Genomic DNA, 12,781 nt, shown 5'->3' with positions numbered 1-12,781 from the left:
TCGAGCCTGCGGATGCCTTCGCCGGTGCCGTGTGGTGATCGAGCGATGTGCCCGACGGGCAGTCCGTCGTGCGCGGTCATGCCTTTGGCCCATGACCGGCGCCGGTTAGATGGACCGGACTGAGCAGGCCGTCAAACACGGGCGAAAATGGGCTGAGCGCCGATATGGTCGCCGCCGATCGGACGCTACAAGATCGCGTCGTCCGTCCGGCCGAACGGGCCGTGCCGGTCGTGGTCACGCGACACGCCTCTGCTCATTGTTATCTCGCCGAACTGCGGATCGACGGGCGGCGCCGCTCCCTGGTCATCGGGTCGACGGAACAGCAATCGGCGTCGGCGCGCTCTCTCGGAGCATTCATCGATCGGGACCGCCTGTGCGCGCGCCCGAGCGTCGGCGCCGCGCAGAGCATCGATACGTGCGAGATGCCCCGATGATATGCGCAGCAGGCGCAGGCGCAGGAGGTCGACGGAGGCGGATGAACCGCGCAGAAACGCCCGGGGGGCCGACGACGACACGATGTCTCTTACGGTCTGCGCGCCGTGGAATCGGGTCGCGGGATCGGTCGACCTGGCCTCGAGCTCGAGGAGCGGCACTGAACGGTCCGCCCATGACTGTGCGGCCCATCGGGTAGCTGTCGCTGTTCGGATGTGACCTCCATGAAGCGACTGGGCCGCGCGGTGCTTCTCTTTGCCCTGGGGCGATGGCGCGGGGGCGATTCAGGGGAGCACGCAAAGTGACACTGCCTCGGACGAGCGGGGGCGGATTTCGGCGGCGTTCGCATCGTGCATGGTGACTCCGGCTCTCCACCCGCGGTCTCATGTTCGTGGGCAGACCTCGCGGTGGCGTCCATCGCCTTCGTCGCCGGCGGCGGCGGGGACGGCTGGTCCTATCAAACCGGCGGCGAGCCTCGCACAGTCTTCCGACAGACGCCCTCCTGCCATTCGCCGCGAACGCGAGACGTCGCCCGCTCGCGGCGGCGAGCGGGGCGGTGCGAGGCCGCGGAGCCGGCTCACTCGGCGGGCTGGGCCGGTTCGGGGCTCGCGGGCGGGGCGCCGGCGGGCGGATGGCTCGCCGCTGGGGCCGCGGCTGCGCGGACGCACGGGTTCTTCGGGCTCAGGCCTTCCTCGTCGCTCTCGACCTCGGTCTGGCGGCGCTGCTGGACCGCGCGGAGGACGATGCGGGCGCTCAGCAGGTCGGGCTGGGCGGCCAGGGCCTCGCGGGCGCAGCGCTCGGCGTCGAGGAACCATTCCTTGGTGAGGTAGAGCGAGGCCATGCTGCCGAGGCTGGGGCCGTAGTCGGGGACCTGGGCGAGGGCCCTGCGGTAGGACTGCTCGGCGGTCTTGAGGTCGCCGGCGGTCTGGGCGATCCGGCCGAGCATGTCCCACGAGGGGGCGCTGGCCGGGTCGCGCAGGTGGGCCCGCTCGAACCGGCCGCGCGCGTCCTCGGTGCTGCCGCGCTGCAGCAGGACGAAGGCGTCGCGCCACAGCTCGCGGGCCATCTCGCGCGCCCGGGCGTCGCCGCTGGCGCCGCGCTGCGGGGCCTCGAAGCCGGACACCTCGGCCAGCACGCGCACGCGCTGGCGAATCTGCTCGGCCGCGGCGGCGTCGAGGTCGGCGCGCAGGCGCTCGAGCTCGGGGCCGCGCGAGGCTGTCTCTTTGGACAGGGCCTTGAGGTCAGCCTCGACCACCGGCCGGGCGGCGGTCGCGGCGGCCAGCTCGGCGGTCAGCTCGGCGTGGCGCTGGACCAGGCCGGTGAGGCGGGCGCCGAGGCCGGGCAGCTCGGCGGCGACGGCGACGAAGTTGGTGAGGTCGGCGGGCTCGCCGTCGCGGCCGCGCGGGCTGAAGCGGGCCATCGTGGCGATGACGCCGCGGGTCGCCTGGACGTCGTCGGCGAGGCCGACGAAATCGACGTCGAGGGCGCGCGCCTGGGCCCGCAGGCGCTCGACGGCGTGGGCGCCCTCGGCCCGCGCCAGCGCCTGCTCGAGGTCCTCGCGGGTGCGGCTGGCGGCCGCGAGCTCGGCCTCGACCCCGGTCTTCTCGCCCTCGAGGCCGCGGTAGGTGTCGAGGGCCCACTGCACGCCGAAGTACCCGGCGACGCCGAGGCCGGCGAGGAGGAGCAGCAGCAGGGCGACCCGGCGGGCGCGGCGGCGGCGGCGCTGGCTGTCGAACCATACCGCGTTGGACAGGCGCATCGGCTCGAGCAGGCGGTCGTGGGCCAGCTCGTACCAGCGGGCGCCGAGGCGCTCCTCGGCGCGGATGAGCCGCTCGTGCTCGAGGCGGTCGACCAGCTTGTTGGAGAGGCCGCCGGTGTTGCGCTTGCCGCGGATCGCCGCGCTGCGGCCGCCCTCGGGGGTGAGCAGCTTGTCGCCGATGAAGCGGCGGATCTTCGCCTCCGCGCCCCAGCCGGCGCGGGCGCGGGCGATGCCGGCGTCGACGTAGCGGATCAGCGCCTCGTCGGGGTCGCGCGGCTTGGCCATCGCGCCGCTGCGGCCGCCGCGGCGCCACTTCTCGTCGCACGCGAGCTGCAGCTGCATCGGCTCGATGAACTCGCTGGGGACCAGCGCCAGCTTGCCGAAGGTGCGCACGCGCCGGTGGCCGAGGTCGGTCGCCAGCTTCTCGGCGTCGGCCCGCGAGAACATGCCGCCGGCCGCGTGGGTCATGACCTCGATCGCGGCCGGGCGGCGCAGCGGGTCGAGGCGGAAGCGGACGCGCAGGAGGTCGGGGAGGAGCGCGGCGTAGCGCTCGAGCTCGGCCAGCTGCTCCTCGCGGATCGCCAGGCAGATCCGCACCGGCCGCTCCTCGACCCCGCGCTCGGGCTTGGCGAGGCACTCGACCAACTCGTGCAGGAACGCCTCGCGCTGCTCCCACTGGGTGGTGTGGGTGGCGAACAGGTCCTCGAATTGATCGATGATCAGCGCGAGCGGGCGCTCGGGCCGCGGGTCCGGCATCGCCTCGAGGTACGAGGTGATCGTGTGCTTGACGACGCCGTCGATGTCGCCGTGGTGCCAGTGCATCAGCACGTTGGCGCTGTAGACGTTGCGCAGGTGGATCGGGTTGGTGCCCGGGGGCAAGAGGCCGCCGGGGCGCGCGATCGGCATGACCATGAAGCCGGCGCGCTCGAGCTCGGGGACCAGGCCGGCCGCCAGCAGCGAGGTCTTGCCGGCGCCGGTCGGGCCGTAGAGCACGGTGAGGCGGTTGGCGATCACCAGGGCCGCGAGGTCGCGGCGCTCGCCGGCGCGGCCGAAGAAGCGGTCGCGCTCGCCGGCCTCGTAGGGGCGGGGTCCGGGGAAGGGGCTCTGCGGGCCTGATTTGGGTGCGGACATGGACCTCCAGGGCGCTATTCGTGGTCGCGGAGCCAGCGCTCGCGCAGCTCCTGCAGGAACCCGAGCGGGGTCCCCCAGTACAGCTTGATGCGCTGCTCGCCGAAGTGACGCTCGAGGTAGTGGATCGCGGCGTCGTTGCCCTCGGGGCGGACGTGGACCGAGAGCGTGCCCTCCTGCAGGCCGCGGTAGTCGGCGCCGCCGAGGCTGCGGGCGAGGGCGCGGAAGTTGGCGTCGGTCAGCGGCTGGCCGATGAACAGCAGCGGGCCGCCGCGCAGCGCCCGATGGACCGTGGGCGGGACGATGTTCGGGTGGCGCGCGGTGGCGACGAACAGGTCGTAGTGGTCGGTCTCGGTCAGCACCAGCGACTGCGGGAAGGCGGCCTGGCCGAGCAGGTGGAACACGAACGGCTCGTCGGCCGAGGGCTGGTAGTGCGGGTCGGCCTCGAACGGGGTCTGCATCGCGGCCGAGCGCAGGGTCTCGTGCCAGCGACAGAAGTCGAGGCGCGGCTTCCGCGGCGTGCGCCGCTCGTCGCGGCGGAGCTGGGCCGCGCGCAGGGCTCGCGCGAGCAGGTCGTCGTAGCCGGTGGTGATGTACGTCGAGAACGGCAGCTCCGCGAGCAGCTGCAGCGCGTCGGCGCCGGGCTCGGCGGCCGCCGCGTCGGCCAGCGCCTTGGCCAGCTCCTCGCGCAGCCACCGGGGGCCCTTCTCGAGCTCGAGGTACTGGGCCACGCGCGGCAAGTTCCAGCGGTCCTCGAGCGGATACTGGTACTCGTCGGCCCACCGCATCGCCAGGTCGCCCGGCAGCGGCAGCCGACCGAGGGCGACGCCGGGCCCGAGGAAGGGCGTACACTCGCCTCGCTCGATCCGCGACAGAAGCTGGCTCCATTCGGCGTCGGTCAACTGCGAGGGCATGCTTCGGCTCCCGCGCCAACGGTACACGGACGCTCGCGGCGCCGCGAGTCCCCTGCCGGCCCCACGGGCCTCGGCCCGCCGAGGCCGGCGGAGGTCCCTCCGCCGACCGGGCGGCGGGGCGTTCGTGCTACGGTTGGCCGGTGCAGCGCGATTCGGGAGATCCGCCGCGAGCGGGGGCCGCTGGACCCGCGTCGGCGTCGGACCTGGCCCAAAATGCAGGTGCGCTGCGCCGCCTCGCCGACGCCGTGCCGCACCTGCTCTGGACCTTCGGCGGCGCCGGAGACCTCGAATTCGTCAACAAGGCCTGGTTCCGCTACGCCGGCGTGCCCGAGCAGCTGCCCCCGGTCGAGGTCATGGCCCGGGTGATCCACCCGGACGACCTGCAAGCGCTGGCGGCCCGTCACGCCGAGGCCCTGGGCAAGGGAGAACCCTATGAGTGCGAGCTCCGGGCCCGGCGCCGCGACGGCGACCTCCGGTGGCACCGCGCCCGCGTCGAGCCGGTCCGCCTGGCGGCGGGGCCGGTCGAGCGGTGGGTCGGCACGGCGACCGACATCCACGCGACCCGCCAGCGCGTCGCCCCGGGCCGGGAGCTGGCGTCGGCGCTGATGGCGTTCCACGGCGACGACGAGGTGCGGGCCCAGCTCGACGCGCTGTTCGAGGGCGCCTCGGTCGGCCTGGCGCTGCTCAACCGCGAGCTGCGCTACGTGCGGGTCAACCGGGCGCTGGCGGAGCTCAACGGCGCGTCGCCGGAGTCGCATCTGGGCCGCACGCCGGGCGAGATCTCGCCGCACCTGGCGGCGACGATGCCGCTGCTCGCCGAGGTGCTGCGCACCGGGGTGCCGTACGCCAGCGACCACTTCACGCTGCACGGCGAGCGCGTGTGGTACGTGTGCTTCTACCCGGTGCGCACGCGCGGGTCGGTCACCGGCGTGGCGGTGACCGTGTTCGAGCTGACCGAGCGCGTGCGGGCCGAGCAGGGCTACGAGCTGGTCAACCGCGCCACCAACGAGGCGCTGCGCGACTGGAACGTGAAGACCGGCGAGACCCGCTGGAACGCGGCGATCACGACCCGCTTCGGCTACCGCGCCGACGAGATCGCGGACGACATGAACTGGTGGCTCGCGCGGATCCACGTCGACGACCGCGAGCGGGTCGCCGCCGGGGTCGAGCGCGCGATTAAGGACGGCGCCGAGCGGTGGAGCGAGGAGTACCGGTTCGCCCGCAGCGACGGCAGCTTCGTCCGCGTGCTCGACCGCGGCTGGATCGCCCGCGACCTGGCCGGCCGGCCGACGCGCATGGTCGCGTCGATGTTCGACGTCAGCGAGCACCGGCGCGCCGAGACCGAGCTGACGGCGATCCTCGACGGCGCGCAGATCGGCTTCGCGGTGTTCGACCGCGAGCTCCGCTACCGCCGGATCAACCGCGCCCTGGCGGCGATCAACGACCTGCCGGTCGAGGTCCACCGCGGCCATCGCCTGTCCGAGGTGGTCCCGTCGATGGCGCCGCTGATCGAGCCGATGCTCGAGCGGGTCCGCGACCGCGGCGAGACGATCAGCGACGTCGAGGTGTCGGTGATGCTGCCGCAGCGCCGCGGGCTGCCGGGACACTTCCTCGTCAGCTACTACCCGTGGGTGCTCGAGGGCAACATCGAGGGCATCGTCGAGACGGTGCTCGACATCACCGGGCGCAAGCGGGCCGAGGAGGCGATGGCGCTGCTCGCCGAGGCCGGGCGGGTGCTGGCCGAGTCGCTCGACGGCGACGCGACGCTGGCCCGGGTGGTCGACCTGGTGGTGCCGAGCTTCGGCGACTGGTGCGTGATCCACCTGCGCCGCGACGACGGCTCGTTCGCGGTCCCGGCGGTGGCCCACATCGACCCGGCGATGCAGACCCGCCTGCGCGCCTACGTGGCCGCGCAGGGCCGCCTGCCGCTCGACCGCGACGGCGAGCACACCTACGCCCGGGTGATGGCGAGCGGGCGCTCGCTGTTCGTGCCGGAGACCGACGCGATCGTGGCGGGCATCGCCCGCGACGCCGAGCACCTCGAGGCCCTGGAGGGGCTGGCGGTGCGGTCGTCGGCGATCGTGCCGCTGCCGGTCCAGGGGGCGATCCTCGGCACCCTGTCGGTCGGCACGTGGAAGGGCTCGGGGCGGCTCTACGACCACCACGACCTCGCGCTGGCCGAGGAGCTCGGGCGCCGGATCGCCCTGGCCCTCGACAACGCCCGCCTGCTCGAGCTGTCCCGCCGCGAGCGCGCCCGCGTCGACGCGGCCAACCGCGCCAAGGACGAATTCCTCGCCATCGTCTCGCACGAGCTGCGCACGCCGCTGCAGGCGATCCTCGGCTGGTCGCGGGTGCTGCGGCGGAGCGGCCTGAACGAGGAGCAGCGGCAGAAGGCGATCGACGCCATCGACCGCAACGCGTCGGCGCAGGCGGGCCTGATCAAGGACCTGCTCGACACCACGCGCATCATCACCGGCAAGCTGCAGCTGCGGGTCGGCCCGGCCGAGCTGGTCCAGATCGCCGAGGCCGCGCTCGACATCGTCCGCCCGGCCGCCGAGGCGAAGGGCGTGCGCCTGGCCTTCTGGCCCGACCCGCCGGTGATCCCGCTGGTCTGCGACGCCGAGCGCGTGCAGCAGATCCTGTGGAACCTGCTGAGCAACGCGGTCAAGTTCACCGAGCGCGGCGGCAAGGTCGACCTCACGCTCGAGCTGACCGGGCGCAACCAGGTGGTCATCCACGTCAAGGACACCGGCCGCGGGATCGGGGCCGAGTTCTTGCCCCACATCTTCGACAAGTTCCGCCAGGAGGACTCGGGCACCACCCGCCAGCACGGCGGGCTCGGGCTCGGGCTGGCGATCGTGCGCCACCTGGTCGAGGGCCACGGCGGGACGATCACCGCCCACAGCGACGGGGTCGGCCAGGGCGCCGAGTTCGTGGTCCGCCTGCCGACCCGCGCCAGCCAGGCCGGCCGCGTCAGCGCGGTGGCCTCCGGCGCCGCCCCGGGCCCGGCCGTCGACGCGGCGCCGCGCGAGGCCGACCTGCGCGGGCTCAAGATCCTCATCGTCGACGACGAACGCGACGCGCGCGAGCTGGTGGCGGCGTTCCTCCAGCCGACCGGCGCCGTGGTGCTGACCGCCGAGAACGGCGAGCAGGCGCTGACGCTGGTCAACCAGCAGCGGCCCGACGTGATCGTGTCCGACATCGCCATGCCCGGCGAGGACGGCTACGACTGGATGCGCCGCCTGCGTCAGCGCCCGGTCGGCGACGGCGGGCGCACCCCGGCGCTGGCGCTGACCGCCTACGCCCGGCTCGAGGACCGCACCCGGGCGCTCCTCGCCGGCTATCAGAAGCACCTCGGCAAGCCGTGCGAGCCGTTCGACCTGGTCACGGCGATCTGCGAGCTCGCCGGCCGCGACGGGCGCTGAGCGGCGCCGGCGATCCGTCGCCGCGGTGGTGGAGCATCCGGCGGTCGAAGCATTCGGGGATGTCGAACGACTGGCGTCATGTCCGCCACGGCGACGCGCTCCGGCGGGTCGTCGTCCGGGCCGCTGTCGCTCTCGCCGGTCGAGGCGGCGGCGGCGGCGGCGTGGTGTCGGACGCGGAGTCGTCGGAGTCGGTGGATCGTCCGAGAGCTCCCTGGGGCCCGAGGCAGCCGCATGCGAGCAGGGCGGGGAGGGTGACGAGGATGCGATGGAGGGTCTGCGCGGTAATGTTATTATTCTCGAGGGGCCGTAGGGTCTATGGAGGATCGGGGGGCGGCATCAGGGGCCGGGCGTGAGGACGATCCGCGCCGCGAAATTGTGCTGCGAGAAATCGGCGAGATCGCACCCCGGCAAGTCGCGGTGGTTGAGGAGGGCAGTGCCGACGTTCAGCTCGTAGCGCGCAGGGGCGCCGAAGATCGCCCTGGACGGCGGGAGCACGGTGATCGCGTCGTCGGCCTGGCTGAACTCGACAGCCATCTTCTCGCGCGGCGACTCGCAGGTGGGCGTGATGGGGCACGCGCCTGCGCCGGCAGTCATGGTCCAGGGCGCGAAGAAGTCGGGGGCGCCCGCCGGTGCGAGGGTGACCGCCCGGACGCCGGCGAGCAGGAGCGTGGCCTCGCTGTCGGGCCGGCGCAGGGTGAACCACGTCTCGTAGCGGTTGCCGAGCGAGCGATAGTCGAACGCGACCTCGTCGCCGACGGCGAAGACCGGCGAGAGCCGGGCGTCGCCGAGAGCGATCCGCACGCCCTGGCCGGCACAGTCGAGGGAGAGGTGCGCCGGATCGAGCTGCAGGTCGGCGACCGCGCACGCGGCGGCGAAGTCGTCGGCGGCGAAGTCCGGGTCGAACACGACGTTGTGCCAGGCGGCGCTCAGATCTGTCCGCTCGGCGCACGCCGCTTCGCTCGCCGGCTCCGGCCCGTCTTGCCCGCCGCTCGAGGTGGGCGCGCCGCTGGTGGTGGTCCCCGCGCTCTCGGTGCTGTCCGCGGGGTCGCTGTCCGTATAGACGCCGAGGTCGCCGCGAGGCGGGGCGCAGGCCGGGACGGCGGTCGATAGGAGGATGAGGACGGCGAACCAATTGCGCGCGAGGACGGGGTCGATAGACATGCGTCGGGTGGTTTCCCGGACGCGTCGACTTCCGTGAGCCAGGTCGCGAAAATTCCCCGCGGGCCGGGGCTGGCGTCGCGCTAGTCTCCCGGCCGTGGGACCCCTCGTCCTCGCGCTCGTCGCCGCGCTGCCTGCGCAAGACGTCGACGTGACCTGGCGCGGCGATCCGCGCTGCACTCAACATGGCTTTCAGGACAGCCTCGCGCGCTACCTCGCCGGCGCCCACGAGTCGCGGCCGGTCCGCGTGACGGTCGACGTGCGCCGCGACGGCGACGGCCGCTGGACGGCGACGCTGGACCTGGAGGCCGCCGAGGGCCGCAGCAAGCGGACCCTGCGCGGCCGCTCGTGCGCGGAGATCGGCGACGCCGCGGCGTTCGTGACGGCGGTGGTGGTCGACCCCGGCGTGCTCACGCGCCCCGCCGAGGGGTCGATCGTGCCGGCGCCGGACGCCGCGCCGGCGGACGGATCTGTCCCGGGGGACATGTCATCGGAGACGTCCGCGGGGGACGCCGCGGCGAGCGCGGGCGACCTGACCCCGGGGACAGGTGGGTCCGAGGCCGCCGTACCGGTCGCGAGTGACGCGGCGTTCGTGACGGCCGGGAGCGAGTCCGCCCCGCCCGCCGAGATCGAGGCCCTGGGCCCCGCATCGGGCGCGGCCGACGAGGCTGTCCCTTCAGGCCTGTCCGAAAAGCCAGCCAAGAAGTCGGCGCGGCCGCGCGGGTTCGTGCGGGTCGCGGGCGGGCTCGAGGCGCTGGGGATGCCGCGGGTGGGGCCGGCGGTCGGGCTCGCGGCCGGGCTGGTGGGCCGGCGCTGGCGGGTCGAGGTGACGGGGCTGTACCGGGCGCCGACGACCGCGTACACGCAGATCGACCCGCAGGCGGGGGCGCGGGTGCGGCTGTGGGCCGTGGGCGCGCGCGGCTGCGGCGTGCCGCGGGCGGGGCAGGTCGAGTTTCCGCTGTGCGGCGGGCTCGAGGCCGGGCAGGCGATCGGCGCCGGGGTCGGGTTCGCGGGCGGGCGGACCGACCGGATCGCCTGGCTGGCCCTGGTGTTCGGGCCGGCCGTCGCGTGGGCGCCGCGGCCGTGGCTGGCGCTGTGGTTCGGCGCGGACGTCGGCGTGCCGCTGCTCGGCGGGACCTTCAGCGCGGCCGGGCTCGGGCGGATGTTCACGATCGCGCCGGTGTCGCTGCGGGCGGCCCTGGGGCTCGAATTCCGGTTCGGGCGCGGCGGGGCCGGCTGAGCTCACGGATCGGCGGCGAGCCGGGAAACCACCACGAGTCCGCCGTGAAGCCGACCGCCGCCCACGAACCCAGCCCCCGACCGAGGTCGACGCCGAAGCTCGAGCAGGTCTATCGCGACCACGCGGACTTCGTGTGGCGCCTGCTCCGCAACTTCGGGGTCGAGGGGGCCGGCCGCGACGACGCGTTCCACGAGGTGTTCCTGGTGGTTCACCGCCGCCTGGCCGATTACGACGGGCGCGCGAGCATCCCGTCGTGGCTGTTCGGGATCACCCGCAACGTCGTGCTGCACCACCGGCGCAGCCACGCCCGCCACCTCCGCCGGCTGACCGTCGCGCCCGAGCCGAGCGTCGGGCCGGCGCCCGACGAGGTGATCGCCGCGATCGAGGCGCGGGCGCTCGTCGATCGCTTCCTCGCCACCCTGTCCGAGGAGCACCGCCTGGTGTTCATGCTCGCCGAGCTCGAGGGCCTCAAGGTGCCCGAGATCGCCGAGCAGCTCGGCGTCAATCTCAACACCCTCTATTCCCGTCTCAACAGCGCGCGCAGGCGATTCGCCAGCTTCGTCGCCGGAGGTCGCGATGGATCCGCAGAGTCTCAATGAGCAGAAGTGCCGCGACGTCGTCGCCGCCTACCGCAGCGAGCGCATGCCCGCCGACGCGCGGGCGGCCGCGTGGGCCCGCCTGCAGGCGGCGATCGCCGAGGAGGACGAGGCGCCGGCGGTGCGGCCGGCGAGTCGCCGGCGCGACCTGATGTGGGGCGCGGTGCTGGTGGCGGCCGCGGTGCTGCTGCTCGTCGTCGGGGCGCGCGAGCGGCTGCTCCAGCGCGACACCGGCGACGCGGGCAGCCAGGCGGCCCACGACGCGGCGACGACCGACGCGAGCGCGGAGGCGAGGCATGTCTCTCGCGGCGCCGCATCGGCGCCGGGCGAGGCGCCGCCGGCCGCGCCGGAGCCCGCGCCGGCCGAGTCGACGCCGGAGCCGCAGCCGCGCGTGCAGACGCCACGAACTGCGGATGTCCCGAAGGACAGGTCCGCGCTGGACGCCGAGCTGGCGCTGCTGCGGCGCGCCCGCGAGGCCCTCGGCCGCGAGGACGCGGCCGCGGCGCTGACGTCGCTCGAGCAGCACGCGCGCGAGTTCCCGGCCGGCCACCTGGTCGAGGAGCGCATGCTGCTGCGCGCGCAGGCGGAGTGCGAGCTCGGCCGGCGCGCGGCCGCCCGGGCGACCGCGGCCGAGCTGATGCGGGCGTTCCCCGGCTCGCCGCACGCGAGTACGGTCGCGGGGCTGTGCGCCGAATGACGAGAGCACGCGCCGCGGTGGCGACGGGTGCTCCTGGGGTGATTCGCCGGCGGTGCTTCAGACGCCCTGGACCGACTGGGTGATCAGGCGGACCAGCAGCTTGTTGAGCAGCTCGACCTGGTACTCGCCGATGGTCGGCTCGAGGTGCTCGCCGCCGATCCCGCTGTGGCTGGTGAGGAACACGTAGGTGCCGCCGGTGGCGATGTCGATGAAGCGGAGGAAGAACTCGGTGCTCTTGTCGATGCCCGAGGAGGCGACGGGGATGATGCGCACGCCGGCGGCCGCGGCGTCGGTGACGCTCTCGTGGATCAGCGCCAGGTCCTGCGCGCCCTCGTGCGGCGGCGCGTCGAGGACCAGGAACGCCAGGCGCGACACCGCGGAGGGGCTCCAGTCGTGGTTGTGGATCGTCGAATCGAGCGCCTCGCTGACGGCCTCGGGGAAGTCGCCGCCGCCGTCGTAGTTCTGCGCGGCGAGGTCGGCCAGGGCGGCGTCGATGTCCTCGGTGAACGGGAACTCGCGCACGAGGTACGCGTCGCCGTGGTCGCGGTAGAAGTTGACGCTGAGGCGGATCTTGAACGACTGGCCGATGTTGTCGCGGATCTCCGCGATCACGTCGGCGAGCTCGACCTGCAGGTACTCGAGCTCGTCGCCCATCGAGCCGGTGGTGTCGATCATGAACAGCAGGTCGAGGACGTTCGCCGGGGCCTCGGCGCCGTCGAGGCTGGCGATCGCGGGGTCGCCGGCGAACGGCTGGGCGTCGGCGATCGAGACGGTCGAGTCGCCCGAGGTCACCTGAATCGTGAAGGGGCCCTCCGCGGGGGCGCCGAGCAGGCCGTTGAACAGCTCGGCCCGGCCGCGGACATCGGTGCGGGCGGTCCACACCGGCTGCTGGTCGCCCGCCAGCAGCACGACGTCGGCGTCGACCACCGGGACCTGGTCGGCGACCGCGACCACGGCGAAGCGCTGGCTGGTGTAGAGCTTCCACAGGTCCTGCATCGGCGCCCAGACCTCGTTGCCGAGCAGGCCGAGCCAGAAGTCCCAGTGGTCGAGGTCACGCCATTCGCCGGCCGTCAACTGCCCGGGGTCGATCGGCGCCTCGCCGCCCGTGTCACTGTCACTATCGCCGCCCGACTCGCCCGCGCCCGTGTCCCCGGCGCCGGTCGGATCGGCCCCGCTCGTGCCGGCGCCGGTGTCGCCCGGGCTGTCGGTGCCGCCGCCCGAATCGCCCGGATCCCAGCCGTCGCCCGTCTCGCCGCCACCGCTGCCGTCGCCCGAATTCGGCGAGCTCGCGTTCGTGGCGGTACCACCATAATCGCTGCCCGAATCGTCGCCACAGCCGACGGCCAGAGTCATGAGCGGAAGAGCGAGGAGAGCCAGACGCAGGGGACTACAGGCGCGAGAAGTCATAGGTCCCCCGAGATCTTCAAGAGGC

The 12,781-nt window shown here is 73.9% G+C and carries 9 protein-coding genes; 4 read left to right on the top strand and 5 right to left on the bottom strand.

Translation table 11 applies throughout. The features are described from left to right. Nucleotides 1-185: 185 nt before the first annotated feature. The 3 genes from NAEX_RS09810 to NAEX_RS09800 form a co-directional block, all read right to left on the bottom strand. Nucleotides 186-593: a hypothetical protein gene (locus NAEX_RS09810; protein WP_096327245.1), complete on the bottom strand. Its 408-nt coding sequence runs from the start codon at nucleotides 591-593 to the stop codon at nucleotides 186-188. Nucleotides 594-1,009: 416 nt separating this feature from the next. Continuing rightward, nucleotides 1,010-3,322: an nSTAND1 domain-containing NTPase gene (locus NAEX_RS09805; protein WP_096327244.1), complete on the bottom strand. Its 2,313-nt coding sequence runs from the start codon at nucleotides 3,320-3,322 to the stop codon at nucleotides 1,010-1,012. A gap of 14 nt (nucleotides 3,323-3,336) precedes the next feature. Further along, nucleotides 3,337-4,233: an SIR2 family protein gene (locus NAEX_RS09800; protein ID WP_096327243.1), complete on the bottom strand. Its 897-nt coding sequence runs from the start codon at nucleotides 4,231-4,233 to the stop codon at nucleotides 3,337-3,339. Between the two features lie 140 nt (nucleotides 4,234-4,373). Here NAEX_RS09800 and NAEX_RS09795 point away from each other — a divergent pair, with 140 nt between their 5' ends. After that, the gene (locus NAEX_RS09795) at nucleotides 4,374-7,658 is read left to right on the top strand and encodes a hybrid sensor histidine kinase/response regulator (RefSeq protein ID WP_096327242.1); all 3,285 of its coding nucleotides are present in this window, start codon (nucleotides 4,374-4,376) and stop codon (nucleotides 7,656-7,658) included. A 336-nt stretch (nucleotides 7,659-7,994) separates the two neighbouring features. On the opposite strand, the gene NAEX_RS09790 is transcribed toward NAEX_RS09795, so the two are convergent. Further along, nucleotides 7,995-8,819, bottom strand: coding sequence for a hypothetical protein (locus tag NAEX_RS09790; protein WP_096327241.1), 825 nt, complete (start codon nucleotides 8,817-8,819; stop codon nucleotides 7,995-7,997). Between the two features lie 94 nt (nucleotides 8,820-8,913). On the opposite strand from NAEX_RS09790, the gene NAEX_RS49920 reads away from it, so the two are divergent. Genes NAEX_RS49920 through NAEX_RS09780 form a run of 3 tightly spaced genes read left to right on the top strand, consistent with a single transcriptional unit; the run spans nucleotide 8,914 to nucleotide 11,349 of the window. Continuing rightward, nucleotides 8,914-10,056: a hypothetical protein gene (locus NAEX_RS49920; protein ID WP_170135602.1), complete on the top strand. Its 1,143-nt coding sequence runs from the start codon at nucleotides 8,914-8,916 to the stop codon at nucleotides 10,054-10,056. Nucleotides 10,057-10,100: 44 nt separating this feature from the next. Then, nucleotides 10,101-10,655 carry an RNA polymerase sigma factor gene (locus NAEX_RS47565; RefSeq protein ID WP_170135601.1) on the top strand — a complete coding sequence of 185 codons (555 nt, stop codon included), beginning with the start codon at nucleotides 10,101-10,103 and terminating at the stop codon, nucleotides 10,653-10,655. Beyond that, the gene (locus NAEX_RS09780; RefSeq protein WP_096327239.1) at nucleotides 10,633-11,349 is read left to right on the top strand and encodes a hypothetical protein; all 717 of its coding nucleotides are present in this window, start codon (nucleotides 10,633-10,635) and stop codon (nucleotides 11,347-11,349) included. The genes NAEX_RS47565 and NAEX_RS09780 overlap by 23 nt, the downstream gene beginning before the upstream one ends. Before the next feature lie 57 nt (nucleotides 11,350-11,406). Here NAEX_RS09780 and NAEX_RS09775 read toward each other — a convergent pair whose 3' ends face one another. Continuing rightward, the gene (locus NAEX_RS09775; RefSeq protein WP_096327238.1) at nucleotides 11,407-12,702 is read right to left on the bottom strand and encodes a VWA domain-containing protein; all 1,296 of its coding nucleotides are present in this window, start codon (nucleotides 12,700-12,702) and stop codon (nucleotides 11,407-11,409) included. Nucleotides 12,703-12,781: the final 79 nt, after the last annotated feature.

Origin of the sequence: Nannocystis exedens (genome assembly GCF_002343915.1) — a bacterium.
GTDB lineage: Bacteria > Myxococcota_A > Polyangia > Nannocystales > Nannocystaceae > Nannocystis > Nannocystis exedens.
The sequence above is the reverse complement of the archived record's forward strand: the minus strand, read 5'-3'. Positions and strand labels throughout refer to the sequence as shown.